Genomic DNA, 25,730 nt, shown 5'->3' on the forward strand with positions numbered 1-25,730 from the left:
AGCACACTGAAGCGATGCTCAAAGTGAAAATGCTCAATAGAATGACTGGGCTAGGTATGCCTGAATATCAGGGAAACAGCTGAAACCACAGTGCTGCTTGAGCTATCAGGATTTGATCAACAAGGCCCCTCAAATGGCCCAAATACTACCCCTGACTCATTAATTTCAATCATTTGAAGCTTCCTTCAAACTCAGCTTCAAACAACCTTATAGATTCATTGATAATTTCGTTATCAGGCAGGCCATCCTTCAGCAAGCAGCTTTGTGACCACACGCCTTCTGGTGTAGCCATAAAGGTAGGTATCGACATGTTATTTTCTTTAGCTACAAGTACCAATTTTTTAATAACATAATAAGAGTGAGTCGCCATAAAAAATTGAATTCCGGCCTGTGCTAATACGGTAATGATTTCCAGAAGTTCAATTATCGCTGTGGGGTGCAGCGCCGATTCTGGCTCATCAATAAATACGATAGAATCTTTATCTAAAAAGCGGTTACCCAGAAGAGTATCAAGAATGGCTATTTTCTTTACTCCTTCCGCAGCAGACATAATCGAGAACTTTGTATTGCCTTTTTTATAAATCCAGCTGTTGGTCTTGCCATCAAACTCGACTTTCCCTGAAAAAACATTCTCTAAACGCTTTCGAGAATCAGCGAATGCACTATGGTTACGCCCTTTTTGCGTCGGGATTTTTAATGCTGCCACTAAATCTGAGTAAGTCGCATCGAATCCAAAAATTTTGTCTACCATTGAAGACTTGTATATCACATCCATCAAAGATAAGACTTCTTTAGGTGGCAAAAAAACAGAGTTGGAATCGCGCTTTGATAAATTATTGAGGTTAGGTGTTACTTTCTTCGTAGTATCTTTTCCAAACCCAAATGCCAATGAGCTATTGTCTTGCAGAGAAATAGCTGCATTTAATCGATTACCTTCACCTTTAGTCACCAGTTCACCGATTTTTTCAACCTGAAAAGTCCAGTAAAGCTTGTCACTCAATACTTCAGAATAATCCTGATTGCTATTCCCTTTGTTGGCTTCTTCATGGCTACGAATTGCACTATACAAAGCTTTAAGCAGGAAAGTCTTTCCCGTACTGTTTTCTCCCAGCACAAGGTTAATGTTCCCTAACTCGCTTCCCTTTGCCTTTATAATTGGGCCGTAATTTTTCAGTTCAAATTCACGAATCATAGTAATACCTAATGTAAAAATTACATAACTTATTGCTTAGTCTAAGGTTACTTCACCCAAAAGCAACTCAGCGTTAGCAGCAAATGACGCTTTTTGCTGCGACTGCTGCACTTGCTGTTTAAGTGTTAAAAGCCAATTCCGGTATTCAAGGTCAGTGGTTAAGGCCATGATTACCTCTATTTTTCCTCTAACTTGATTTCACCGGAAAGTAATTTGGGAAGTAGTGTATCTCTTAGCAATGAAAGGGATCCGTTCTCACTGGTGTTTTGAGCCATCATTACACACAAGTTACCGACTATTGACTCAAATTTCTTAATGATGCTCTGAGGTGGCACTACTACTTTAAAGTTCTTTAGCGTAGGCCCACTCCAACTAGGAAATGTAGAACCCGTTGTTAAGTTCAAAAGGTTATTTAACTGACTTTTGAACAAGTAGTTAGCAAAAGCAGGTGAATCATCTGAGCGGATAGAGCATACCCCCCTTCCCAGACAATATTCACCATCACTAACTACATAGCGACCAGTGGTTGAACCGCGAACACATACAATGAGATCCTTATCCTTTGATAGCTTGGTTGGGGCCGTTGTCCACTTTTGAGCCACAGGGTGATATACACCAAACTCAACAGGGCCATTGACTAAAGGAGTTCCCTCATTTTGGTCATTGTATGTAGTCCCTTTAGGAGACTGACCCATTATGACTTCTACGATGGATGATAAAGTGCCTACTTCCCACGCCTCAGGAATCAACCCCAGTTCAGATTCAACTAGCTTGTCGGGGAATAGTGAGGCAGTCGCCGCATCCATACCCTCGGGTTGTTCGCCATTCATCTTGGCTTTCACGGGGTCGAAATCGACAAACCATGACTTGAAGATGGCTTGCGCCATTTCTTCTAGGGTTTGGTTGGTTTGAGTGTTGAGTGCTATTTTGTCATTCAAACTATCCAAAATTTTCACTGCAGAGTTTTGATAAGACAATGGAGGAAGACTAATAGGAAGTTTTTTCAAATAATTTAAATTAATTTTCGGTACACCAGTATGTTCTGACTCGCCTCGAATCTTATCGATCGCCTTCTTTGAAGAAACCCAGTAGTAAACATACTTTGGATTTGCTTTCGCTGGATCTACTCTCAAACGCATTTGATTAGATGAAATCAAATAAGAAGAATATGGCTCTTGAGGCACAAAACCAGTTTGCCCCAACGTCCCTTTTTTTGTAAATATAATGTCTTGAGGTAAACATTCGGAACGAGCTAAGCGAATATATGTATCATCATCTACGTAGACAAATTCATCAGATTTAAATTCATCCAAGCCTAACGATAAGTTGCTGCCTCGAATTACTGGTATACCTGACTCTGTATAGCTAGATGCCTTTAAGTTTGAGCCAAATGGACCATCAACAGCTCCATCGCTACCAAGTGCAATTTCACCTAACGTTGTCAGATCAAAACTCATAACCCAACCCCGCTAAGTTCTTCGTACTCTCAACTGCTAACGTCACCAGCTCAACCTCGTTATTATTCTTCATTGTTTTTTTCCTGCTGTGCCTGTAAGGCTTGCTGTGCTTTATCGCGCTCGCGCTGCAATTCTTGTTTTAGCTCTTCTTCACTTGGCAAGTAAGGGAGGTATTTGGCTGCAAACAACTGCTTTTGGTCCGACAGCACCGAGTATTCTTCGCTCTTTTCGCTGCACAACACCAGGCCGATGGTGGGGTTGTCGTCGCCGCCTTTTAGTTTTTCGTCGTACAAACGCACATAGGTGTCCATTTGCCCCACATCCTGATGTTCGTAATACAGCGCGCCTATTTGTCTTTCTAAGGCTCGCACGCTCCAATTCTGCGCGATGGCCTCTTGCTGATACCATAAGCGCGCGCTGTCTTTTTCTATCCGCGACAGTTGGTTGTAATGAGACCAGCTCAATTCGAGAGACACTGTCTCTCGTTTTTCAAACGCCAGATAAAACCGGCGCATATTGTGCAGGTTAGTCACATCAAAGCCTTTACCAAACTCACGGGTCAGCTGCTCAGAAAGCTGCTTTAACTGCGCCTTGCCATACTCTGCGCGGTTATTGCCTTGCTGTTCATGCTCAACTATCAAACAGCCGATCTGCCAGTAGGCTTGCACCATCGCCGCATTAACCGTCTGTTTAACTTGCCCTCTTGCCTGCTCAACGATTTGCTTAATGTCGTTTAGCAATGATGCGCTGCTTAACTCAGAGCTCATAGCCCAGCCCTTTGAGGTTCTTTTTGATTTGAGCTTCCAGCTGTGCGGATTCCGCAAACTGCTCACTCAGTTTAGCGGTTAGCGTTGCCATTTTCTCAGCGAAAGGCACACCATCGTCTTCTTCCTCAGCGGCACCCACATAACGCCCCGGCGTCAGTACACAATCGTGTTTTTTAATCTCTGCTATGGTTGCTGATTTACAAAAGCCGGCCTGATCTTCGTAAGTCACGCCGTTCAATGCTTCACCTGTTTTCCAGGCGTGGTACAGGTCGGCGACTTTCTGGATATCATCTGGGGTAAAGTCGCGCAGTACACGGTCTTTCATATAGCCAAGGTTACGCGCATCAATAAACAGCACCTCGCCTGTGCGATCACGCAGCTTGCGGCCCGATTTATCCGTACGTGCATTTTTGTTTTTGGTTAAGAACCAGATACAAGCCGGGATCTGGGTATTGGTAAACAGTTGTCCGGGCAGCGCCACCATACACTCGACCAGATCCTGCTCAACTAAGGCGGCACGAATGTCGCCTTCGTTGTTGGTGGTTGAACTCATCGAGCCATTGGCAAGTAACAAAGCCTGAGAGCCATCCGGGGCAAGATGGTAAAGAGCATGTGCTGCATCCAGGCAAAGTTGGCGTTACCTGAAGGCGGTGTGCCGTATAACCAGCGCGGGTCGTTATCATCGACACCCGTATTCCACTCTTTCATGTTGAAAGGCGGGTTCGCCATAATGAAGTCAGCGCGTAAATCGGGGTGCTGGTCATTAGTGTAGGTACTGGCAGGCTCTTTACCAAAATCGTAATCCAGACCGCGAATCGCCATGTTCATCGCAGCCAGCTGCCATGTGGTGTAGTTGTATTCCTGACCGTAAATCGAGATCCTTTGTTTTTGCGTAAGCGGGTCGATGTCTTTTTGGTGAGCCCGGCGCTCAATAAACTTCTCAGATTGCACAAAGAAACCGCCGGAGCCCATTGCCGGGTCATACACTCGGCCTTCAAACGGTTCAATCATCTCTACAATTAGTGAAACGATAGACGCTGGGGTGTAGAACTGACCGCCTTTTTTACCTTCGGCAAGCGCAAACTGACCTAAAAAGTATTCGTAAATATGGCCCAGAATATCTTTACTGTTAAGCGACTTATGATGAAACGGAATGGTCGCAATAAGGTTGATCAGCTCATTGAGTTTTGCCTGATCAATTTTTAAAGCGGCGTAGTGCTTATTGAGCACACCTTTTAGCTTTTGGTTGTCGCGCTCAATGCCTTCCAGGGCGTTATCAATCAGATGCCCGACAGATGTGATCTTCTTGGTGATTTTTTGCTGGTTTGGGCCATCAAACTCTAACTCAGCACCCCCAATGACCAGAGGGCCATTGTCTTGCAGGAACTGCCAGCGAGACTCCGTTGGCAACCAGAATACGTTTTTCTCTTTGTAATAATCGCGCTGCTCCAGCTCAAGTGCAATTTCTTGCTCAAGCTCCTGCGGCGTGACCCCTTCGGGGTCGAGATAATACTCGTGTTCCGGGTCTGCGAATTCCTGTTTCAGCTCTTGCTGGCGCAGCGAGAAGGCATCAGACACGTATTTAACGAAAATTAACCCCAGCACCGCATGTTTGTATTGAGAGGCATCCAGTGATGCACGCAGTTTGTCTGCGGCGGTCCAGAGCTTACTTTCCAGCTCTTTGAGAAATCGTTGTTCTTGTTCGTTCATTTCGGGTTTCTTGAGGTCGAAAAATTGACCCTATGATACCAGTAAATCAGCAAATCCAGTCAACCTTAGCATTAACTAAGGCAGGGTTTTAAATACAAAAAAGGTGCGTATAGCCAGTTTTGGGGCACGGTGCGTCGCCGACAGACAAAACCACAACTCACCGGCGGGCAAATAAGCACCCGCTTCCCATTTGACGTGACCTTGAAAACGCAGATCGGCGTATTTTACGCGTCGTTCATTATATTGTTCAATTTAAGTGACCTATTTTACGCTTGAGCAAGTGGTTTAGCAGTGCTAGTTTATTGTTTCTTATCGCAAGCAGTGATGAGCACGGAGCGCTTTTAGCATGCTGTCAGGTCTGGGCTCAGGTTAATCTCTCTGCATTTTTTCACAGGACCACGAGTCAATTGTTATGGCTACAAGCTACAAATTAACCAGGCTGAAAGCTGGCAGAGACTATATTGCTGACAATTTTCAAACGCCACTTAGCCTGTCTGATATGGCACAACGCGCATACCTCTCGCCCTACCATTTTTTGCGTGTTTTCAAGCATACTTATGGCGAAACACCCAACGAGTTTTTGATCCGGCTCAGAGTCGAGCAGGCAAAGAAAATGCTGATCACAGAAAATTTTAGTATTTCAGAGGTGTGCGAGCGTGTGGGTTACACCAGCCTGGGGAGCTTTTCTTCTTTGTTTTTAAAACAAACGGGTATGGCGCCGACTTTGTATCGCCGCAAGCTGTGGGCTTTGTCGGCTGAGCCATTTTGCTTTCCCGCACGGGCCATTCCCGCCTGTTACGCTTTTCACTTTTTAGGCAAATAGCGCAATATCGGAGAAATATCTGACTGATTTTATCTGTACAATAAAAACGAATTCACAATAAGGAATATAACCATGATCACATCCATAGCGCATGCAACAATCTATGTCCTTAACCAGGAAGAAGCACTTGATTTTTATATAAATAAACTCGGCTTCGAAGTCGGTGATGACATGCAAGTAGAGGGAGATTTTCGATGGCTGACGGTTTATCCGAAATCGAACTCTCAGCTTCAGCTGGTACTGGCCGAGCCAAAAGAGGGCCCCATGTTCAGCAAAGACGCAGCGGATAAAATCCGTAACCTGGTCAAAGAAGGCGCATTTGGCGCGGGCGTGTTCGAAACTGAAAATTGTCAGGAAACGTACGACGCACTTGTCGCTAAGGGCGTGGAGTTTATGCAGCCCCCCACAGAGCAGTTATACGGCATTGAAGCAATGGGTGTAGACAACTCAGGAAACTGGTTCAGCCTGGTCCAGCGATAAATGAGCGACAGTCATTAGCCGACGGGCCACTGTTCGCAGCCCATCGGCTAGTTACAAATTGCTGGAGGTGCAATTTTAAAGTGCCAAACTATGACGACTTCTTGGTGAGATAGATAAACAAGCCCAGTGCAGCCAATAGCATGGCGGTACTGGTAATTATGGCCACCGGGTAATATAAATTGCCGGCCAGCTCAAGCTGACTGTATTTAATCACCATGATCAACCCTTCCAGCGAAAGCGCAACACAAACCATACCAACAAACTTTGGCAGTGCGCGCTGAATGCCCGACACTTCTTCAGAGCTGGTTTCTCGGACTTCTGCGTATTCAGCATTGATAATGGTTGCCAGCTCAAAAACCGCCAAGCCAATAATGCCGGTATTAATTGAGTTAAGGAAAATCTGCATCACTTCTTCACCTGCCAGGAAGGAGGCATAAATATTACTGATCAAAGACACAACGATAGCGAGTGCAAGCAATAAAAAAATCAGCGCAAATACCAGTGAAATAGACCGCTTGAGATGCTCTGTTACAACTTGCTTAGATAGGCTCATAATACGATTCCAATACCTCGACAATGACGGTCATTATTCAGCGCTAAACATGAATAATAGGTTCAAAACGCTTTAATCATTGCACAGCCTGGCTGAAAGCGGCCTTAACGAGGTTTCAGCCAGCTCTGAGGCTTGCGTGTGTAGTTAGGCTCCCAGCCTCTGGGCAGGGAAGCCCCCTATCAGCAAAGCTATTTATTTGCGGCAAATAGCTGTTCAAGCAGTTGTCGGGACAGCTTCACGCCTTGCTCTGTAAACTGAACCGATTTTTGCTTTCCCCTGGGGTCGTGGATTAAGCCTTTTTCGTAAAGCCTGTTCATCACTTCCCAGTCAATTTGCTTCCAGGCACGGCCATCTTCGCTCAGTGTCAAAGACAATATCGTCAGCGCCGCGTCATCAATTTTATGCTCATCTATATTCATTGAAACCTCCATCCGGGACTCATTGCTTATCAACAGCCGTCACTAAAACTAAAAGACAACCACCGTAAAAACTACGTAATCTGAAATTTTTCCAGCGCAAAAAGCCCTTAGAACAAGCTAAACCCATAATAAGTGTCTAACTAGAAAACCGAGAAAGCAATGTTACCTGGCGTTGTAAAATCTACAGCTGTAGCGCACACCTCGAACATTCCCCGGGGAACCGGTATTTGTATCTGTTACGCTGGATGATTACACCTCCCGGTTTTGACTACAGTGTGTAAAACCAAAGCTGTAACAAGCAAATAAGCTACTGTCACTACATGCTTGGCAATAACACCAACTGAAGCCCCTGATTGGTATGCAAGCCACCCATCCGTCAATGGCATCACAGTGCCCAAAAGTGCCGCCCAGAATAGCGTTTTGTAATTTCTGAAATATAACAAAACACCGATAATGAGAGAAACAAACAAGGTGCGAGAAGCATATATATGTATCCAATCCAAATCTTGAGGCGATGCCAGTACTGTGCCTCTAATGTCTGAAAATCCTATTGGCTGGATATACGCAAATAAGGCGTAAAAGCCTTGTAGTACAGCCATAAGCAATACCAGTGTAAAAGCGACTTTCTTTATCATTTTTTCTTCCCAAACTTGTATAACTAATGACCCTGGCCTTTGAACGTATAATGTGAGTCGATAAAAATTCTATTTACACAGTGTCGTGCGGTTCCTTTTTACAATGTTACAGTTCCTATTAGCAAAACATGTTTTGTAACTGAATATGATATTACCGCACGGGGCAAGGTGTTGTTACTTTCCAGCAAAGCACACCCTTTATCTAATAGGCCAGCAGCTGCATGTGAGCACATTTACGGTGGCGCTTTTCGTAACAGTAAGTACATTTGTTACACTGGGCGTATGCGCTTCCCTGACAGCCAGATAATAGCAACCTCCCTTCTTTAGATAACTGCCGGGCATCAGGAACACCGCTCAATTACTCATAGCAACTACATTGGTGATTAGGTCAATATTACTATTTCGAAAAATCACCACATCAGCTTTAATGCTTACTGTATCTCGCGAGTATCAAGAACACCTGGTTTACCTGTGTTCATCCTGAACAACGACAGCAAACAACCGCGCCTTCGGGCGCGGATGGAGGATTTGTATGACTACTTTACACGCAAGATATAAAACATGGTTGCTCATAGTCACCAGCATGATTTTGGTTACTTTTAGCCTGGCCGCAAAGGCAAATAACGACTGGATCATCGGATCTGGGATCTATGATATCACTGGCCCGGCTGCCGATCGGGGCATGGTAGGTTATGGCGACACCGAAGAAACGACCCAGGGCATACATACCCGGTTGTGGTCACGCGCCTTTGTGATCGGCAAACCGGGGAGCAATCGGCTTGTTACCTTTGTTAGTGCCGATCTGCAAAGCATCACCCAGGGTGTACACCAGGGCGTGCTTAAAAAGATTTCCAGCGATCCCATGCTGGCTCCGTTCTTTAATCAGACCAATGTGATGCTCAGCGCCACCCATGTTCACGTCGGACCCGGCGGCTATGATCACAACATCATGCTAAATATGAGTGCACTTGGTTATGACGAAGACAACTATAACACCATAGTTAACGGCATTTATATGTCCATACGCAACGCCTTTTTGAGCCGGGATCTGGGCAGCATACGTATCAATCAGGGTCAGCTGTCAGGCGCCGCAATTAACCGCAATGTCACCGCGTATAACCGCAATCCGGATGCCGATGACTATGCCACCAACATCAATGAAACCATGACAGTGCTGAAGCTCACCAGAAGCAATGGCCAGGAAATTGGTATGATCAACTGGTTTGGCGTGCACAATGTGTCGAGTAATCAGACGCAGCGGCTGATCACTGGCGATAACAAAGGGGTTGCGGCGCAACTGTTTGAAAAGCAAAAAGGCGCTAACTGGCCGTTGTCGGGTCAGTTTGTTGCCGCCTTTGCCAACAGCGAAGAAGGCGATGTATCGCCCAATGTTTGTGGCGCAGAGGATGGCTGTGCGGGTAAAGGCAACAACGAAGCCAACGTGGCTTTGTCAGCACAAAAGCAATATAACAAAGCAATCAGCTTGTACAACAGCGCATCCGACACACTCAATGGCACACTGGACATGCGTTTTCAATACGTAAAACTGCCAGGATTAGGGGTTGCGAGCCAGTACACGGGCAACGGCAACCAGGTATTGTGTAAAGGCGCCATCGGTTTTTCGATGACTGCCGGTGCAACCCATGACGGTCCGTCTGGTCAGTCAGGCGTCTTCGAAGGGATGACACAAGACAATGAAGGCAGCAGCTGGAACCGCATCTCAGTGATCGGCGCGGTTGGTGGCATATATCAATTCATTAAAGATTTTGGCACGCTGCTGGGACTGGATAAAGATGTGCTGGGCAGCAGAACCGATGAGGCCTGCCAGTATCCAAAGCCGACTTTTTTACCTATTCAGCTAGGTAGCGGTGCGCACCTGTATACTGACACCCTGCCTTTCCAGCTCTTTCAGATTGGCAATCTGGCACTGGTCGGTATCCCTGGAGAAATGACCACTATGGCCGCGCGTCGCCTGCGTAGCGACTTACAGACAATTCTTGCACCTCGCGGCATCACTAAGGTGATATTTGCTGGCCTGGCGAATGCGTACGGTGGCTACATTACCACCAAAGAGGAGTATCAGGTTCAGTATTACGAAGGCGCCCATAACCTGTTTGGCCAGTACAGCCTGGCTGCGTATCGCCAGATCTTTGCCGGACTGGCCAGTGCTTTAGTTAACGACCAGCCCGTTGCAACGGGGCCAAGCCCGCTGGACTGGTCCAATAAACAGAAAGTCGATGCCATTGGCGTGGTTTATGACGACAAACGCGTATGGGAGTCTTTCGGACAAACCTGGAATGATGCCAACAGCAGTTACAACCGTGGCAGTACTGTTAAGGTGAAGTTTCGCTCCGGTCATCCGCAAAACAATTTCAAAACCATGTCGAGCTTTTTGGAGGTACAAAAATATGAGCATGGTATCTGGTCAACCATATTAACCGATAACGACCTGAGCACTAAATTCACCTGGATACGCGATACTGCAGCGGATTGTCTGGCGTGCTCATTCGCTCAGCTGGAATGGACCATAGATCCGGCGACGCCCAAGGGAGTTTACCGTATTAAACACCAGGGCCACAGTAAAAGCGCCTGGGGCGGGCAGATCCAAAGTTATTCCGGCACCAGCCGCTCATTTCTGGTGAAATAACTGAATTCATCTGAAGGCCGTGCACTGCATGGCCTTTTCATTTTACCTGAATTGTCATCTACAGCCCACATAAGGTGAATATCAAGCCCAACACACCAGGTTACAACTTCAGTAAAATCGAACGACGCAAACATAGTCTGGGTTGGGCAGGTCAAAACAGGCGTTCACCGTCTCAGCGTCAATGACTTTGCTTTTTATATACGTCTTCCCCTCGGATATATCAAACCGTTTCAAACACTTTGAGTAGTCTCCAGAGCCGTTGATCACGCATCCGATTTTGTTCTGAAATGAGGCAACAAAGCCTGCGCTTATTGGTAGTCACACAAAGTAACCCCTATGGCACAACTGACATTGCATAAAATGTCAAAAATACATAATTTTTGCTTATTTTGGCATTTTAATGAAGTGGTGCCCCAGCATGACGTCGTGTATGGCGCTGGAAAAATGAACCGCTGAACTGTGCGCGGTTGTCTGGTAATTCAGGTGAGATCTTAAAATTGGTATCATCTTGGCTTCATAGAAATCGCAGCTGTCAATATTGGTGCAGGCTAACTATATTTGCCAATAGTAAATTGGTATGACCAACAAGGAAAGAAATAGCATGATGACAACCGATACCGTTGCAAACACAGATGCCCTTATAGGCACCTTGTACCGTGAAGCGACGCGGATACCGCCTGCACAGTACAGAGTTTGGGCTCTGGAGCAGCTCTCCAGAGTAATAGAGTTTGACGCCGCATTCTGGGGCAGCGGTAACAGCGCTGATATGCATTTTCATTACGCTTGCCACATCGGATTAGATGATCAGTATGCCCAACAACTGAAGCAAACCTTACCCATCAATCCAATTAAAAACGCCGTGATCAGTAGCCTGGGCAGGCCAGTGAACATGCAGGATGTGATCGACGACGACACCTTCTACCAGTCACCGGTATATCAGCAACTCTTCAAACCCTATGGTATTGAGCGCATACTGGCCGCCGGTCACTTTGATCATGACAATGGCCTGTATTCACTGATCAGTTTATACCGCTTTGACCGCCAGCACGTTTTTACCGAGCAGGAGCGCAATTTACAGGCACGACTGATATTTCACCTGGTCAACGCCGTATCACACGCCTTTTTTCTGCACCTACGAGTTGGCAGTGCGCTGCAACAAACTCAGGATCACGCCACATCGGCTATTTGCGATCGCAACGGTTGCTTTCATGAAGTCCAGCCCCGGTTTGTTGCGTTATTGAATCAGTATTTCCCCAACCGCAGGGGAGTGACTCTGCCCTTTACGATTGGTAAAGACCAAACCACTACTGAAATTAATAACCTGGCCGTGTCCTTTAAATCCCTGGGCGAGCTGGTGCTGGTAACCCTAAGGTTGCCGGGGCCTTTGGACAGTTTAAGCCGGCGCGAAAGCCAAATCGTGGAATGGGTGTGTAAAGGCCTGACTTTTAAGGAGGTCGGCAGGCAGCTGAATGTGGCCCCTTCAACGGTATCTAATCACTTATACCGAATTTATGACAAGGTAGGGATTAACAGCCGCAGTGAGCTGGCGCAACTGGTTGATAGCCAGCGCGCTGGGTGACGTGAGTCGGGTCCAGGGTTGCATCAGTGCTAACCGCTGGATATAAGTACACAGAGCACTTATCACACTTTATTTAATCCGCCCGGTTAGAGAGCCGAGTGGCGTTAAGCAGATCCCGGGTCGCAAGCGCCCGGGATGACAAGGGTGTTGGTATCAATAAAGGGAGCAGTTTTTTGCTCTAAGTTCATTAATGGTTCTTAGCGTTATTCATGCATATAAATACAGCTCTCTCGAACCTCAAAGAGACTAATCGCCGTAATCTTTTGCGGCTTGTTCAATCTTTTCAAAGTTACGCTCTCTCGACTCAGCCTTCAATGCATAACTTAAAAAGCACCCACCAACAAAAAACTGGGCGACCATGATAAAGTTGTCTCTCACGTATAACTTTATATATGCGTTATCAATCCAGGAATATTTATAAGCAAGGACTTCCAACCAAGTGACCAGGTCCATAATAATTGTCAGACCAATTAATAGAAAAATAGTGCACTCTTGAGCGGAAAGAGTCTGCTTCTCATATACTATTTTATAAAACTTAAGCCCTGTCCTGTTGTAAAGCAGCAAAGCCAGATCTCTGCGATAGAAAATTGGTAGTAGAAACGAAATACTCATTAGCGCTTGTGCCAAATAGTAGTGCGTTCTCCACTGGATTATAGTAGGAAACACTATAAAGCTAAAAACGACAACAACTGCATAAGAAAGCAAAAACCATCTTGCTGTGGGTACTTTCCAGCAAAACAGTAATCCAAGCGCAATAAAAATGGGGTGAGTATAATCAGCAATAGTATAAATATCATACATAGACATTACTCTTTCTCCTGCTCGTTCTCTTGAACTTCATCTGAATTCGGCTCAGCAAAATCAAACGCATTGGTCAGATCTTTACCAAATATTAAAAATACCTCAAACAGCTGTACACTGCTCATATCGGTTTTACCGGACTCATAGTTGCTGATGGTGGCCTGATCAACACCGAGCTTTTTAGCCAGGGTGGCCTGAGACCATTTACGCTCCAGGCGCATGCGCCTGACCGAGCTCTGAATGTAGCGTCTGAATCTTTCTGTTTTGTTCCTTCTTGTTATGTTATTCACACACTTGTACCCTTTCCTTATACTGTGAGCGAAAAATACCACCCAATAACGCGCGCAAGCAACTAATTTTTAACATAAGAAACAAAAACTAGGCACTTTATGAATCTATTTATAAGCCTATTTTTATCAAGGCGTTAAACTATCTGAATTCGGCCCAGAATAGTCCGTTTACTTTTTATTCAAAATCAGAGGGTAAAAACGGAGATATTTCGCTTTTACAGCAATGCAGCCTGCTCAACCACTATGGCATGGCGCTGAGCCAGGCGCAGGTGGTCTTTGTCGTAGCCGCCGCCAATCACGGTGGCAACCGGGATACCCGCTTGCTGGCAGGTTTTGAGCACCAGAGCATCGCGTTGCTCCAGGCCGCGCCAGCTGATGTCCAGTTTACCCAAGCCATCGTGCTCCCAGATGTCCACACCGGCATCGTACAGCACCAGATCCGGGTTTACATCACTCAGCAGCCCTTTCAGCGTGTCTTCAACAATACTCAGGTACCGGGCATCTTTGAGGTTGGTCGCCAGGCCGATATCCAGATCGCTTTGGTGTTTGCGAAACGGAAAGTTCTTTTCGCAATGGATGGAGCAGGTAAACACATAGGGATGGTGTTTAAGCATAGCTGCGGTGCCATCCCCCTGGTGGACATCCAGGTCAAAGATAAGCACATTATTTACCTTACCTTGCTCTATCAGGGTCGTGGAAGTAAACGCTAAGTCATTCACCATGCAATAGCCAGAGCCAAAGTCATAATGAGCATGGTGGGTGCCCCCGGCCAGATGGCAGGCGATGCCATTTTGCAGTGCCAGTTCGGCTGTTTTGAGTGTACCAAGCGGGGCGGTAAAAGTCCGCGCCATCAGTTGTTCCGACCAGGGCAGGCCAATACGGCGCATGGCTTTAACATCGAGCTGGTTGCGCCACAAGTCCCACAGGTAGGTATCACAGTGTACCGTTTCCAGTGCTTGTGGCGAACCCAGTTGAGGCTGATACAGGTTGTCGCCAATCAATCCCAGTGCCTTCACCTGCTGATATAAATTGGCGAATTTACTCATCACAAAGCGGTGATTTGGGTCAAAACTAAATGAATAGTTGGGGTGATACACCAAAGGCAGACTGGTATTAAGGGATTGGCGATTTATATACATATCCAAAACAATGCAAAATACGGATGGCGTGAGTGTAACGCATCTTTCCAGCTGAGGGTTAGTGTGGCACCATATCGGTCCCTTTACTTTGCCTGTTTTGCTTTATGGAACTGAACTTTGCCGATTTTTCGCCAACCCAGATTTATCACCTGATGACTCAAACGGTGATCCCAAGGCCCATTGCCTGGGTGTTAACCGAGTCGGGCGAGCACAATTACAACCTGGCCCCCTTTTCTTATTTTACGGCGGTATCCAGCGCCCCGCCTTTGTTGATGTTTTCAGCCGGAAAAAAGCCGGGCGGAGAAATCAAAGACACTGTTAAAAACATTAAAGCCACGCAGCGCTGTGTGATCCACATTGCCTCAGAGCAAGACGCAGAATTAGTGACTCAGACTGCCGCGACCTTACCCCATGGCGAATCTGAAATCACAGCAAACAACATCGCGCTCACTGAATTTACCGGCTTTACCATGCCGCGGGTAGCCCACTGCGATATTGCCTACGGCTGCGAACTGTATGAAGTGCAGGAAATCGGCGACACGCCGCAAAACCTGGTGTTTGTGAAGATAGTCAGCTTATATTTGAGCGAAAAAGTTACGGAGCTGGACCACAAACAGCGTATTAAAGTACTGGCCGAGAAAGCCAAGCCACTCGCGCGCCTTGGCAGCGCAGAGTATAGCGGGATCACTGCCCCGTTTACTAAGGCAAGGCCAGACTAATCGGCAACCGCGCTACCAACTCGGGCATTATGATCTGCAAACGCAGTGAACGCCCTCACTGCGCTTGCCAATTATAAGCTCAACTGACCAGCGTTGTTAACCAATCACCAGAAAGCCAACAAACGCGATGCAAGCAGCCAGCAGTGCATAAGGCAGCTGGGTAATTGCGTGGCTAACCAGGTTGCACCCTGAACCTTGCGCCGCTAACACGGTGGAGTCGGAGTAAAAGCATGCCTGGCTACCAAAGGACGATGCCGATAACAACGCGCCAATCACCAGCGGAATATTTGCATCAACCGCCACCGCCAGAGGCAATACAATGGGAATGGTGACTGCAAATATGCCCCAGCTCGACCCGGTTGCAAAAGCCAAAATTGCCATGGATAAAAACACCATTGCCGGTAGCACATCGGCCGTCATGTAAGGGCTGAGCGTGTTGATGACATATTGTGGTAACAACAACTGATCACACACATCTTTAAAAATAAACGCCGCAATCACAGTGCCAATAGCTGGCAGCATGCATTTAAACCCATTGATCATCTGCTCCAGCATATCGGCCAGCGGCATTAATCGCTGTGCCAGATAAAACGGCATAGTCACAGCCAGCGTCGCCAGCAGACCTTTCCACACATCAATGTCAAAATATACCGTAAAGGTCACCAGCAAACCCAAAGGCAGTAAGAAGTTATACAACTTGCCTTGGGTATCTGCCTGTTCAAATTCCTGCTCTATCGCTTTTGCCGCATACTGATCCGGGGTTTGCACCTCTTCAAGATCAACTTGCGCCAGCGCTGGGTTGCCGCCACGCGCCGCCAGCTCTGCTTTTTTCATTGGGCCAAAGAGCGGGATCACACCCAGCACCACCAGCGGCACCATAATCACAGCCACCCATGCATAGAGCATGTAGGGAATAGCCGCAATATACGTACTGATCCCTTGCCCTTCCGGGGCCACACCGTTATCAACCAAAAGGCCACCAAAAAATACCGCCCAGGTCGACAGCGGAACCAGCACACAGATAGGGGCAGCCGTTGAGTCCACAACATAAGCCAGCATTTCGCGGGAGATTTTGAATTTATCGGTCACCCGGCGCATGGTTTCGCCGACGGTCAGGGCATTAAGGTAGTCGTCAATAAAGATCACCACGCCCAGCACATAAGTCATCAATAGCGACGATTTGGGTCCTTTGGCCAGCTTCAGAGCACTGCGGCCAAAAGCCAGCGCACCGCCGGTATGCACTAGCAACGCAATCAGGGCACCAAAAGAGCCACAAACCAAAATCAGCCAGCCGATGGTTTCATCGCCCATCACTTTAAGTGATACCGCTGCAAAGTTTGTCAGTACGCCCGATATATCCACCAAAGCCAGGCCAACCAGGGCCCCAACCACCAGAGATAAAATTGGACGACGAAGAATAATTGCCAGTGTTAACACGACAACAGGGGGAATAATGCTAATTGCACTGGGCTCAGCCATAACCATTTCCCAAATTTCTATAAACACAAAAGCACGCCTGGCATGGCGAGCAAGTTCTGCCTAATTTTGGGTTGACGAAATGCTGTATGGCCCTCATTGAAACATCGCTGCGAAAATAAACGCAGTTCAACACGACGTCAATCGTTTTATACCAATTTGCTTAATTAAGTGTTCTATCTTGAAGCGAGAAAATTTGGTCGATAACAAGGCAAAAGCTTCGCTATTTAGTTGTTCTAAATGAGAAATTTTTAACACCGTTAGCGTCCTATTTGCTCCTTCAAATTGAGCAAGTATTAAGTGAAATTGGTATTGATCACACTTTTACGATTTTTATTCAGCTGAGGCTGCATCCCTGTCTCTTTCGTTTGGTTTATGTATACTAGCCGCTTTTAGTCAAGAAGAAGAATAATAAGATGATTGGAATAGGCGAGGGTGCAGCCATTAGTGCTGCGTTTGTTTGGGCGTTTTCAACCTTGCTGTACAAACGCTTTAGCCATCACCTTAGTCCGTTCGAGTTGAATGTCAGTAAGGGCGTGATAGCATCAGCCTTGATGGTGCTGTGTTTGCTCCTTGTTCAGGATACCGGCTATCCAGCCCAGTTATCGAGCTGGGCCTGGCTTATCGCCAGTGGCGTGCTCGGTATTGCCATTGGCGACAGCGCCTACTTTGCCGCACTCAGAAACATTGGCCCGGCGCGCACCTTAGTCGTAGAAAGCCTGGCACCTGCGATTGCGGGTATGCTGAATATGCTGATCCTGGGGGTCTATCTTGGCCCGGTTGCCTGGCTGGGTATTTTAGTGACCACTTTTGGCGTGATGCTGGCGATAAAACCTGGCAAAGCGCAGCCTATTCCCAATCCAAAGCATTACTTTTTAGGCATTGCGTTTGCGCTGAGTGCCGCAACCTGTCAGGCCGCGGGCATGGTGCTCTCCAAAGGCGCATTAAACAATGAGTCCATCGGCAGTTTGTGGGCCGCCTTGATCCGTCTTGTGTCAGGCACTTTTTTTGTTGCCTGTCTGGTTGCTTGCCTGAAATCACACAGCCTCAACACAGCACTCACACTCAAACAGCTTTCAGGAAAACGCTGGCTATTCGTGGCGGTGTTTTTTGGCACCTTTATCGGGCTGTGGCTACAACTTATCTCCGTTAACCATACCGATCCGGCCATTGCACAAACTATTTTCGCGACCGCACCGTTAATGGTGATGACGCTGAGCCTGATCCGCAAAGAGGCGGTTACCAAAGCAATGCTTTGCGGCGGTGCAATTGCTTTATTTGGGGTGTTTTTGTTGTTGCAAGGGTAAAAGTAGCGTGCAGAGGAGTTTCCTTTTTTGATACCCGTTTACTTAATTAAGTGGACAGCACTAATGCTAAAACTAGTTGTTGAAAAATCTTAATTAAAATAAAATGATGTTTTAAATATAGGGAAAACTGATGAAATATGTATTTACTTTACTGATCTTGCTATTCAGTGCTGGCTCTTATGCCAACTACCAGTCTCAAGGCAAAGTAACTAGTATTATGACCTCTTATGGTAAAGTTATTGTAACAGTTAAAAACGTCAATGGTGCCCTCGATAAATTCTGGCTGACACCTGATTCAGAAATAAACCGAGTCTCAATTTCTTTATTCCTTACAGCAAAAGCTTCCGATGGTACTGTTTGGGTGAGTGGCTCAGATACGATTGATAGTCTCCAATACCCGCAAAAGGCGCGGAGATTCATTTCGATGGATTATAAATAGAGCCTGAATACTGAAAAGTAGCCTTAATGGCTTCTTTTCTATACAGATTATCTTTACTCTTAAACCCCTTTAAAAACATATTTTTCCAGTATCTTATCCAGTTCATCGGTTTTAAATGGCTTACCAAGGTGATCGTTCATGCCAATACTCAGGTATTTTTCAACTTCACTTTGCATCACATTGGCCGTTAAGGCGATGATCTTCAGCTGTGACTCATCATAACTTTCTCGCACAATGCGGGTGGCTTCCACGCCATCCATTACCGGCATCTGAATGTCCATTAAAACCAGGTCAAACGCGCCATCGCATGCCCTGATTGCGTCAACGGCTTGCTGGCCATTTTGTGCTACCACAACATCCAGCTTAAAGCGATCCAGCAACTTAGTGGCCACAATGCGGTTGATATCATTGTCTTCTACCAGTAAAACCCGGAATGTGCGGGACTGTTCCTGCCCTATAGCGCCATCAGAGCGCATTGATGGAATGTGCTCATAATTTGCCGTCTTATCGTTCAGATCATCTTTGATGAAAATATTGATAAGATCTTTTCTTAACAATGGCTTGTATAGTATAGGGTAGTCAACCATAGGCGTTATGCTCTGCTCTGAGTGAGCTGTATAAATCACCACTTTGGCAGGCAATATAGCCAGAGCTTCAAGCTTTTCTAATAATTCGTTGGCTTCATAATCTGGCAGCACCCAGTCAAGCAGCAGCATATCAAAGGTCTCGGCCGACAGCCGCGCTTCAGCTTCCGTGCCGTTGTGCGCTCGCGCTACCGTCAGCCCGATTGAAGTCGCAATGTTGACACTGACCTCCATATATATCGGGTCATCTTCAACAATGAGTACTGAGCCTTTTAGCAGGATTTTGTCTGTCTCCTCGATTGGCCCAGGGGCATGGCTCAGGATTGTCATCGGCAAACGAACCGTAAACGTCGACCCAACGCCGACTTCGCTGGCGACGCTGATATCGCCGTGCATCAACTCTGCAAGCAATTTACAAATGGTCAGGCCCAGCCCGGTGCCCCCGTAACGCCGTGTCGTTGAAGACTCAGCCTGAGTAAAGCGTTCGAATAGCTGCGCAATTTTATCCTGTTCAATTCCTATGCCGGTATCACTGACTGAAATCTCGATCCAGTCACTGGACACGTCGTTAGGTTGACGGTGTACCCCTAGTGTAATTGTCCCTTGTTCAGTAAATTTGGCGGCGTTAGAAGCAAAGTTTAGCATAATCTGGTTTATCCGAACCGGATCGCCGACATACCATTCATTAAGTTGAGGATCGATATCAAAGATCAATTTCACTCCTTTGGTGTTAGCTATAGGGGTGATCAGGGATCTCAGGTTGTCCAGCAATTCTTCAAACTGAAAAGGGATTTGTTCAATGTGAAGCTTCTTTGACTCTATTTTTGAAAAGTCGAGGATATCGTTGATGATGGTCGTCAGTGCATTCGCCGAGAACCGCACTTTCTCCAGGTAGTTTCTTTGCACCGACGTCAGTTCAGTCGCCAACAGAATATCAGTCAAACCCATGATCCCGTTCATCGGTGTTCTGATCTCATGCGACATGTTGGATAGAAACAGAGACTTGGTTTCGGCAGCCTGATTGGCCTGCACATTGGCTTTTTTTAGGTCATTCATTACGCGTAATAACACAACGACAATCAGTGTAAAAACCAAAAAAAGAAAGAGAAGAGTCGTTTGTATCATCTGCCAGTAAACGATATCTACCTGCTCGCCAAGCCGCTGAGTGTCTTGCAAAATAGCCGTTGACAGTGTGCTGTTTTGTATTGGTACCAGTAAGTTAGAAGCCGTTAACGCGTTCTCAAGGATGAATGCGATATGCAAACGCATGACCCTGAAACTGCGGTCTTCCTGCTCAAACTGCTCGAGCGACGTCATGGAATGTGCGAGCTGCTCACGGACCTGTTTAATAACAGTGTGCGAATTGGTCACTTGCAGATTAGATACCAATGCGGCACTGTGACTCACGACTGCCTGTGCCTGTGCCGGAAATGCGCTTTTTTCCAATTCTTGTTTTGCAATGTAGCGGTATGAGGTTTTAAGCATGGAGGCCAGCTGCATATAAGTATCTATAGCATCATGAAACCGGGCAATAGCCTGATTCATCTCATCACTCAGCAAGTGTTGCGACGTTAGTTCATTGTATACGCTTTCGAATTCCAATTGCTTTTGTGCATGCCGGTCAAAATGGTAGATATTGCTATCCATCGCCGACAACGTCTCAAGCGAAAGCTCAGTGGTTGCCCGGTTCAACCGTGATTTCAGTACCATTTTGGCCTGGGTATCCTGCAGTTGATGGTATTGGTCGATGGCCTGGCTGCCAGCCCACCAAATCAGCAAAAGCACAGAAAGTTCAATGATATATTTCACTCTTTTAATGACCTCGGAAGTTCGCCAGAAAAAGCGTGCAGCAGCGCTTCCAGATCTGCCACATCTTCATCGCTGAGTTCCAGCCCCAATTGCCCTCTCGCCATCAACCGGATAGCATCCGACAACTGTGCCACCGAACCATTATGAAAATAAGGGCCTGTGCTGACAACATTACGTAAACTGGGTACTTTGAAGACAAACTTGTCCTGCTGATTGCGGGTAAGCTGGTACCTGCCAAAATCCTTTAGTAATTCACCTGGCATGCGATCAAGACGGCCCATTTTCTGATAAATATTGCCTCCAATGTTACGCCCCTGATGACAGGTCACGCAGCCCAGTTCAACAAACTTGCGATACCCACGCTGCTGTTGAGCACTTAACGCGTGCTTATCCCCCAACAGATAAGCGTCAATAGGTGTATTTTCGGATACCAGTGACATCTCAAATGCCACAATAGCCTTGGTTATGTTCTCAGGTGTGATCCCGTCATCCGACAGCGCATTGAAGCTACTAACAAAGTGCGGTTGCTGCTTGAGTTTGCTAATCACCTGAGACCAGTTGCTGGCCATCTCTAACGGATTGTGAATAGGCAATGGCAACTGGCTGTTCAGATCGGCACTGCGCCCATCCCAAAACTGTCTGAAATTAAAAACCGCATTGATAACACTGGGCGCATTTCGATTCCCCAGCTGCTGATCTATGCCTACAGAGACGGGAAAACCATCGTCTCCGCCGTTATACAAATCGTGACAAGATGCACAGGAAGTGGTGTTGTCGGCCGAAAGCAACGGGCTTTTAAACAAAGCCTTACCCAGCTGCACCCAGCCCACATCGTACTGCTTTATCCGGGGCAATGGTTGAATTGCCGCGTCGACCCATTGCGGGTCATAACTGACAAGCTCTAAACTGTTGTAAGCGAAAGCCTGATTGCGGCGCTGCGGATCAAAAAAATAAAACTGAGCAGCGAGGATCAGAAATACTGCTGTAAGTGCGCTAAATACAACCACCACATATTTGGTACTCATACAGATAACGTCCCTGGTGAGTTTCTCAGACCTCAGTAATGAGAGTAAGTATAGACACTCAAATAAAAAACTCCTTATGCTGCTGAGATATAACGAGCATGGTACTGTGGCTACGCCATTACAGAGTTGTGCAGGCTAACACACAGACGCAGTCTGGATATCACAGAGCTGGTAACGACGAATTTAACTAAAGGGTTAAATAAAATGAAAAAGCAATAGAAATCATCAACCTAAGTAAAAACCCTACCGTTCTGTAGAACATGCGGTGGTGCAAAGCAGCCGAACCTGTTTTACTGCATGAAGCAGGCGTCTGCTGTACTTTTCACACCTGCAGATAGCCTGTCACCCGTATAGGTTTTCATTCAGTTGTTGGTTAATGGCGGCCATGAAGCTCTTTGCACCAAAACAGCGTAACCGAAATAAGCCATAAGGTGTTGTAAGCAAGATAATTTTGGTCAAAAAACCGGACTCAAGGCTCACATCTATGATATGTGACAATGGAATGGCCAATGAGTCATCACCGTTATGACAAATCATATTGATCAGGTTGGGAGAGAACGTGATATGAGCTTGGCTCAGCGTGACAGCGCCGCCTACCCAAAGCCCCCCATAGGCTTGACAGTACTTCTCTAGTACCGCCTCGACTGCCCAGTCATAGCAGTAAGCATCAATAAAATAAGTCAGGCTGTCTGCCAGGCTGAGATCTGCGACAGCACTGTCTATCAAAAAGTTACAGAGCTTGGTTGTTATGGGTTTATCGGACATCAGATTTCCTTTCATGTATCTCTGTTAACCAGGCGGGAGCTTTCCATACATAATATACTGCGGGCCTGCCGGTCCTCCCAAATACAGCTCCTCACAGACCGCAAGCCCGGCCTTTACATAGCAAGTGTAGGCTCCCACATTTTGACAATTCACGCCCAGATATAGCCATTTGTACGACGTGTAATGGACACCCAGATACGCCATAAGAGTCTGTACTGCTGCAGTCCCTAACCCTTTTCCCTGATACTGTTTGCCTATTACAAATGCACGTAAACCCAAAGCGTCAGGTGGGCAATACTCATATTTTTTAGCATAGGCAAGGTCAAGCTTAAAATAGCCAACGACAGTATCTTCAAAATATATCACATGCAGATGTGTGGTATCACACTCGTCTGTTAGAAACTCGTCAGGTATAGGCGCAAAGCGGACTTGCTCTGGTGCCAGCTGTATGCTCTGAACACCTGCTATATGGGAAGAAGATAATTTCTCAATGACGACCATACCCATCCTTATATCGTTATAACCTGTTAAAATTAAGCAGTATGGCGGTAGCTAATTGCACTATACAGTGCTAACTGGATTCAAACCGCCCAGAACTAATTTAGGAACAAAAACATTAACGAACAATAACTCAGGGATCAAGCAAACCGGATGGGTGGGCAATGCACTTAAAAGGCGCAGAGCAATTACGATGAGTTCAATCATACAGAAATGGCAAACCCGCTACATTGCCTGGGAATGTACTTAAACCCTTATGCTGAATAGTGCATCCGGTGTGAGAGCTGGCTTGCCTTTCAAGTGAGTGATGTCAGGAAGAGTGACACACCTATCTATATTTATTGACTCCCTAACTGTTTCAAAAAGGCCAGTTTCTGTTGCTCTTGCGCACTCGGTGTATAGGGCTGTCGTTTCAGATCTGATAAATCCACTGCCTCCAGCGAATACGAATCCACGTTACTGCGGCCAAAACGCGCTTTTTCCTGTGGCGAACCAGACATGCGCTCCACCACAAAAGTGGTTAATTTCAAATCGGTTGCCTGACTTGGTAATACACTTTGATGGATCTTAAGTGGCACTGTCTGCACACCTTCACTTAAACGTTTTCTGGCAACCACATGCGACAAGGGCTGCTCGAGCGCAAACAGATTGGCTCTGATCCGATAAATTCCGGCTTCCTGCACCTTAAGTCTGGCGTCAATCAGCAGATCGCTCTTTTCCACACGCGCCTGCTCAAGATTCAGCAGTTCAGCGCTGGGCTTCATATACTGCACGTGTGCCACCAGTGGGATCTCATCACCTCTGACATGCGCGCGAACAGTCAGTTGCAACTCCCTTGGAAAGTCTTTTTTTGCGGGTATATTGGCAATATAGCTACCTCCTTGCTCAGTCAGGCTCTGGGTAATCAGTGTTTTGTTGCCCTCTACTTCGCTGACAAATACGGTGGCACCATAAATATCACTCCCCGTCAGTCGTAACTCTATTGGCTCAGGATAAACAAAACGATACTGACTGACTTTGAGCGTCAGTACCTCCTCAATATTTTGCGTGGGCATGGTGACCGGATAAAAATGATTGGGGGTCAGCCTGTCGGCATCTTCCAGCGTAAGTGGCTGAGAATATGGCGCATAGTGCAGCTGTTGCGCATACAGCTCAGCAACTTGAGCAGCCGCCTCCGTCATTGCAACGGGCATGTGACGCTCACGCTGTGTATCAGGTTTGGTCTGAGCCGCGACAATTAACGCTTTTTCTGCTGGTTTCTCATGCTGTGATGATTCCTGCGTCCTGGCCCCAGCACCTGGCTGAGTGATGGGCTCAGCGTCATCGCTGAGCCACCAGTAACCAAGCCCGATTGTTACAAGCATCAGAATAATAAACATCCGGGACTTCATGCTCGTCTCTCCTATGGCATAGCATTAAGCAATAGGCGAGACAGGCTGTTATTTCCTGAGTTTTCAACATAACGATAGGTACTTTTCCAGAACCAGGCTCCGGTTTCTTCATCATAGGTATTAAAGTTTACGGTATTACCATCAAGCAACTGTCGGCTTGCCTGAGCGGCAGTCACTTTACCTTCTGCGCTGTCACTGATCACAGAGAAATGATCGTAATTATCACTCATCAGCATAGGATAATGGTGCGGCATAAACCCGCTAACAGCGTCACTCTGAGACGTTATCTTCCCGCTGATTGCAATACTGGCACTACAGCTGCCAAAGTCGTCGACCCGGCTTGCACCACATGCAGAGTGTGTTGCAACAACACTGTCGTCTGTACCTTTAAGGAAAAGTTTGGTGGCGCCCATAAACAGCGTACCATCCGCTACAAAGCGCAATCTTGGTGTTCTTGCTTCAGGTAACGCCGCAATTTGTCTGGCATTGTTCACTTTCAGATCATTCAGAACACCTAACCGGCCTTCTACGGAGCCTCCCAGCCAGGCCCTGATAGCCGCTTCGAGCAACGGGTTCAGGCCTGCGGTGCCTTGCGTTACACTGACAGCTAAGTCAGCCAGTTCACTGCCACCGCCAGCTCCGGCGATATCAAAGGTTGCTACAATATTCAGCGGTGCTAGCCCTGCATTTTCCAGCCAGTTCGCCTGATTGTCTAACAGGTAGCGCGCAACCAAATCGCCCGTAGAGTGCGTGACAAGTATGCAACCTGGCTGGCAAGTACCCTGCTGTGACATTTCCCGCAGTTTAGGCCAGACGTAATCGCTGGCTATCTTGCCTTCAATACGCTCCAGTGCAGGCCAATCAATACGAACATCTGCATGCTGACTCCAAAATTCTGACCAGTAAGACTCCCCATCTCCGGATACATCGACTGGGTAACCTGAGGTGATTTGACTGGTCTGAAGACCGTGAATAAGTACAACTTTATAACCATTTGCAAACGCATTAAATGCCACCGAACTTAGCAGAAAGAGCCAAGACAGACGCAGATAGTATTTTATTTTATGCTGCATAATTTCCTCTTTATCCTATTAAAATCACTGTGTTCTGTGGCCAGCCCACAGATCTATGTGGTTCGACAATGCGCTATTTCTCGATTGAAAATGTACGAAAATCACACTCATCTGACGTCTGACCTTTTAGTTAAAGCGAATAATAAGCTAAT

Annotated in this window: 23 protein-coding genes and 2 pseudogenes; 7 read left to right on the forward strand and 18 right to left on the reverse strand. The window is 46.7% G+C overall.

Going from position 1 to position 25,730, the window contains the following annotated elements:
- Positions 1-169: 169 nt before the first annotated feature.
- From MHN33_RS18855 to MHN33_RS18875, 5 genes and pseudogenes are all read right to left on the reverse strand, one after another.
- Positions 170-1,192, reverse strand: coding sequence for an ATP-binding protein (locus MHN33_RS18855; protein ID WP_239400277.1), 1,023 nt, complete (start codon positions 1,190-1,192; stop codon positions 170-172).
- Positions 1,193-1,368: 176 nt separating this feature from the next.
- The gene (locus tag MHN33_RS18860) at positions 1,369-2,649 is read right to left on the reverse strand and encodes a restriction endonuclease subunit S (protein WP_239400279.1); all 1,281 of its coding nucleotides are present in this window, start codon (positions 2,647-2,649) and stop codon (positions 1,369-1,371) included.
- Positions 2,650-2,711: 62 nt separating this feature from the next.
- Positions 2,712-3,416 (reverse strand): PDDEXK nuclease domain-containing protein, encoded by a 705-nt coding sequence (locus MHN33_RS18865; RefSeq protein ID WP_239400281.1) that lies wholly within the window; start codon positions 3,414-3,416, stop codon positions 2,712-2,714.
- Positions 3,406-5,126 (reverse strand): annotated as a pseudogene (locus MHN33_RS18870) (class I SAM-dependent DNA methyltransferase). Before MHN33_RS18870 ends, MHN33_RS18865 begins: the two are co-directional and overlap by 11 nt.
- 100 nt (positions 5,127-5,226) lie before the next feature.
- Positions 5,227-5,324 (reverse strand): annotated as a pseudogene (locus tag MHN33_RS18875) (glutathione transferase); the annotation flags it as partial.
- Positions 5,325-5,538: 214 nt separating this feature from the next.
- Between MHN33_RS18875 and MHN33_RS18880 the strand changes: the two are divergent.
- On the forward strand, positions 5,539-5,949 hold the full coding sequence (locus MHN33_RS18880) for an AraC family transcriptional regulator (protein ID WP_239400283.1): 411 nt from the start codon (positions 5,539-5,541) through the stop codon (positions 5,947-5,949).
- A 72-nt stretch (positions 5,950-6,021) separates the two neighbouring features.
- The gene (locus tag MHN33_RS18885; protein ID WP_239400285.1) at positions 6,022-6,429 is read left to right on the forward strand and encodes a VOC family protein; all 408 of its coding nucleotides are present in this window, start codon (positions 6,022-6,024) and stop codon (positions 6,427-6,429) included.
- An 88-nt stretch (positions 6,430-6,517) separates the two neighbouring features.
- Here MHN33_RS18885 and MHN33_RS18890 read toward each other — a convergent pair whose 3' ends face one another.
- The 3 genes from MHN33_RS18890 to MHN33_RS18900 form a co-directional block, all read right to left on the reverse strand.
- Positions 6,518-6,982: a hypothetical protein gene (locus MHN33_RS18890; RefSeq protein ID WP_239400287.1), complete on the reverse strand. Its 465-nt coding sequence runs from the start codon at positions 6,980-6,982 to the stop codon at positions 6,518-6,520.
- A 188-nt stretch (positions 6,983-7,170) separates the two neighbouring features.
- Positions 7,171-7,401 carry a DUF6429 family protein gene (locus MHN33_RS18895; RefSeq protein ID WP_239400289.1) on the reverse strand — a complete coding sequence of 77 codons (231 nt, stop codon included), beginning with the start codon at positions 7,399-7,401 and terminating at the stop codon, positions 7,171-7,173.
- A gap of 236 nt (positions 7,402-7,637) precedes the next feature.
- The gene (locus MHN33_RS18900; RefSeq protein WP_239400291.1) at positions 7,638-8,036 is read right to left on the reverse strand and encodes a DUF4267 domain-containing protein; all 399 of its coding nucleotides are present in this window, start codon (positions 8,034-8,036) and stop codon (positions 7,638-7,640) included.
- 532 nt (positions 8,037-8,568) lie between these two features.
- On the opposite strand from MHN33_RS18900, the gene MHN33_RS18905 reads away from it, so the two are divergent.
- Together MHN33_RS18905 and MHN33_RS18910 are read left to right on the forward strand one after the other, a co-directional pair.
- A complete protein-coding gene (locus MHN33_RS18905; RefSeq protein WP_239400293.1) occupies positions 8,569-10,683 on the forward strand; it encodes a neutral/alkaline non-lysosomal ceramidase N-terminal domain-containing protein in 2,115 nt (704 codons plus the stop codon).
- A 601-nt stretch (positions 10,684-11,284) separates the two neighbouring features.
- Positions 11,285-12,262: a LuxR C-terminal-related transcriptional regulator gene (locus MHN33_RS18910; RefSeq protein ID WP_239400295.1), complete on the forward strand. Its 978-nt coding sequence runs from the start codon at positions 11,285-11,287 to the stop codon at positions 12,260-12,262.
- Positions 12,263-12,508: 246 nt separating this feature from the next.
- On the opposite strand, the gene MHN33_RS18915 is transcribed toward MHN33_RS18910, so the two are convergent.
- The 3 genes from MHN33_RS18915 to MHN33_RS18925 all read right to left on the reverse strand — a co-directional run bounded on the left by MHN33_RS18915 (position 12,509) and on the right by MHN33_RS18925 (position 14,492).
- Positions 12,509-13,069: a hypothetical protein gene (locus MHN33_RS18915; protein ID WP_239400297.1), complete on the reverse strand. Its 561-nt coding sequence runs from the start codon at positions 13,067-13,069 to the stop codon at positions 12,509-12,511.
- A complete protein-coding gene (locus MHN33_RS18920) occupies positions 13,069-13,353 on the reverse strand; it encodes a helix-turn-helix transcriptional regulator (RefSeq protein ID WP_239400299.1) in 285 nt (94 codons plus the stop codon). Before MHN33_RS18920 ends, MHN33_RS18915 begins: the two co-directional genes overlap by 1 nt.
- Before the next feature lie 215 nt (positions 13,354-13,568).
- Positions 13,569-14,492: a histone deacetylase gene (locus tag MHN33_RS18925; protein WP_239400301.1), complete on the reverse strand. Its 924-nt coding sequence runs from the start codon at positions 14,490-14,492 to the stop codon at positions 13,569-13,571.
- 104 nt (positions 14,493-14,596) lie between these two features.
- On the opposite strand from MHN33_RS18925, the gene MHN33_RS18930 reads away from it, so the two are divergent.
- Positions 14,597-15,211 carry a flavin reductase family protein gene (locus MHN33_RS18930; protein WP_239400303.1) on the forward strand — a complete coding sequence of 205 codons (615 nt, stop codon included), beginning with the start codon at positions 14,597-14,599 and terminating at the stop codon, positions 15,209-15,211.
- Between the two features lie 96 nt (positions 15,212-15,307).
- On the opposite strand, the gene MHN33_RS18935 is transcribed toward MHN33_RS18930, so the two are convergent.
- A complete protein-coding gene (locus tag MHN33_RS18935) occupies positions 15,308-16,690 on the reverse strand; it encodes a Na+/H+ antiporter NhaC family protein (RefSeq protein ID WP_239400305.1) in 1,383 nt (460 codons plus the stop codon).
- Between the two features lie 413 nt (positions 16,691-17,103).
- Between MHN33_RS18935 and MHN33_RS18940 the strand changes: the two genes are divergently transcribed.
- Together MHN33_RS18940 and MHN33_RS18945 are read left to right on the forward strand one after the other, a co-directional pair.
- On the forward strand, positions 17,104-17,994 hold the full coding sequence (locus tag MHN33_RS18940; protein ID WP_239400307.1) for a DMT family transporter: 891 nt from the start codon (positions 17,104-17,106) through the stop codon (positions 17,992-17,994).
- A gap of 130 nt (positions 17,995-18,124) precedes the next feature.
- Entirely contained in the window at positions 18,125-18,433 is a 309-nt protein-coding gene (locus MHN33_RS18945) for a hypothetical protein (protein ID WP_239400309.1), read from the forward strand.
- A 59-nt stretch (positions 18,434-18,492) separates the two neighbouring features.
- Here MHN33_RS18945 and MHN33_RS18950 read toward each other — a convergent pair whose 3' ends face one another.
- The 6 genes from MHN33_RS18950 to MHN33_RS18975 all read right to left on the reverse strand — a co-directional run bounded on the left by MHN33_RS18950 (position 18,493) and on the right by MHN33_RS18975 (position 25,578).
- Positions 18,493-20,802 (reverse strand): response regulator, encoded by a 2,310-nt coding sequence (locus MHN33_RS18950; protein ID WP_239400311.1) that lies wholly within the window; start codon positions 20,800-20,802, stop codon positions 18,493-18,495.
- Positions 20,803-20,822: 20 nt separating this feature from the next.
- Complete coding sequence (locus tag MHN33_RS18955; protein ID WP_239400313.1) at positions 20,823-21,851, reverse strand: cytochrome c peroxidase; 1,029 nt, start codon at positions 21,849-21,851, stop codon at positions 20,823-20,825.
- 342 nt (positions 21,852-22,193) lie between these two features.
- Positions 22,194-22,616: a hypothetical protein gene (locus MHN33_RS18960; RefSeq protein ID WP_239400315.1), complete on the reverse strand. Its 423-nt coding sequence runs from the start codon at positions 22,614-22,616 to the stop codon at positions 22,194-22,196.
- Between the two features lie 24 nt (positions 22,617-22,640).
- Positions 22,641-23,117, reverse strand: a complete 477-nt coding sequence (locus MHN33_RS18965) for a GNAT family N-acetyltransferase (RefSeq protein WP_239400317.1) — start codon at positions 23,115-23,117, stop codon at positions 22,641-22,643.
- Positions 23,118-23,452: 335 nt separating this feature from the next.
- Positions 23,453-24,505 (reverse strand): hypothetical protein, encoded by a 1,053-nt coding sequence (locus tag MHN33_RS18970; RefSeq protein ID WP_239400319.1) that lies wholly within the window; start codon positions 24,503-24,505, stop codon positions 23,453-23,455.
- 11 nt (positions 24,506-24,516) lie between these two features.
- Positions 24,517-25,578, reverse strand: a complete 1,062-nt coding sequence (locus tag MHN33_RS18975; RefSeq protein ID WP_239400321.1) for a hypothetical protein — start codon at positions 25,576-25,578, stop codon at positions 24,517-24,519.
- Positions 25,579-25,730 lie beyond the last annotated feature (152 nt).

This window comes from Pseudoalteromonas sp. OOF1S-7 (assembly GCF_022347765.1).
In the GTDB taxonomy this organism is placed as follows: domain Bacteria; phylum Pseudomonadota; class Gammaproteobacteria; order Enterobacterales; family Alteromonadaceae; genus Pseudoalteromonas.

Coding starts and splice junctions, on each gene's coding strand:
- MHN33_RS18930 (WP_239400303.1), top strand. CDS start 14,597: ATGGAACTGAACTTTGCCGATTTTTCGCCAACCCAGATTTATCACCTG.
- MHN33_RS18960 (WP_239400315.1), bottom strand. CDS start 22,616: ATGTCCGATAAACCCATAACAACCAAGCTCTGTAACTTTTTGATAGAC.
- MHN33_RS18955 (WP_239400313.1), bottom strand. CDS start 21,851: ATGAGTACCAAATATGTGGTGGTTGTATTTAGCGCACTTACAGCAGTA.
- MHN33_RS18910 (WP_239400295.1), top strand. CDS start 11,285: ATGATGACAACCGATACCGTTGCAAACACAGATGCCCTTATAGGCACC.
- MHN33_RS18900 (WP_239400291.1), bottom strand. CDS start 8,036: ATGATAAAGAAAGTCGCTTTTACACTGGTATTGCTTATGGCTGTACTA.
- MHN33_RS18895 (WP_239400289.1), bottom strand. CDS start 7,401: ATGAATATAGATGAGCATAAAATTGATGACGCGGCGCTGACGATATTG.
- MHN33_RS18860 (WP_239400279.1), bottom strand. CDS start 2,649: ATGAGTTTTGATCTGACAACGTTAGGTGAAATTGCACTTGGTAGCGAT.
- MHN33_RS18925 (WP_239400301.1), bottom strand. CDS start 14,492: ATGTATATAAATCGCCAATCCCTTAATACCAGTCTGCCTTTGGTGTAT.
- MHN33_RS18855 (WP_239400277.1), bottom strand. CDS start 1,192: ATGATTCGTGAATTTGAACTGAAAAATTACGGCCCAATTATAAAGGCA.
- MHN33_RS18905 (WP_239400293.1), top strand. CDS start 8,569: ATGACTACTTTACACGCAAGATATAAAACATGGTTGCTCATAGTCACC.
- MHN33_RS18890 (WP_239400287.1), bottom strand. CDS start 6,982: ATGAGCCTATCTAAGCAAGTTGTAACAGAGCATCTCAAGCGGTCTATT.
- MHN33_RS18965 (WP_239400317.1), bottom strand. CDS start 23,117: ATGGTCGTCATTGAGAAATTATCTTCTTCCCATATAGCAGGTGTTCAG.
- MHN33_RS18885 (WP_239400285.1), top strand. CDS start 6,022: ATGATCACATCCATAGCGCATGCAACAATCTATGTCCTTAACCAGGAA.
- MHN33_RS18945 (WP_239400309.1), top strand. CDS start 18,125: ATGAAATATGTATTTACTTTACTGATCTTGCTATTCAGTGCTGGCTCT.
- MHN33_RS18865 (WP_239400281.1), bottom strand. CDS start 3,416: ATGAGCTCTGAGTTAAGCAGCGCATCATTGCTAAACGACATTAAGCAA.
- MHN33_RS18975 (WP_239400321.1), bottom strand. CDS start 25,578: ATGCAGCATAAAATAAAATACTATCTGCGTCTGTCTTGGCTCTTTCTG.
- MHN33_RS18880 (WP_239400283.1), top strand. CDS start 5,539: ATGGCTACAAGCTACAAATTAACCAGGCTGAAAGCTGGCAGAGACTAT.
- MHN33_RS18940 (WP_239400307.1), top strand. CDS start 17,104: ATGATTGGAATAGGCGAGGGTGCAGCCATTAGTGCTGCGTTTGTTTGG.
- MHN33_RS18915 (WP_239400297.1), bottom strand. CDS start 13,069: ATGTCTATGTATGATATTTATACTATTGCTGATTATACTCACCCCATT.
- MHN33_RS18935 (WP_239400305.1), bottom strand. CDS start 16,690: ATGGCTGAGCCCAGTGCAATTAGCATTATTCCCCCTGTTGTCGTGTTA.
- MHN33_RS18970 (WP_239400319.1), bottom strand. CDS start 24,505: ATGAAGTCCCGGATGTTTATTATTCTGATGCTTGTAACAATCGGGCTT.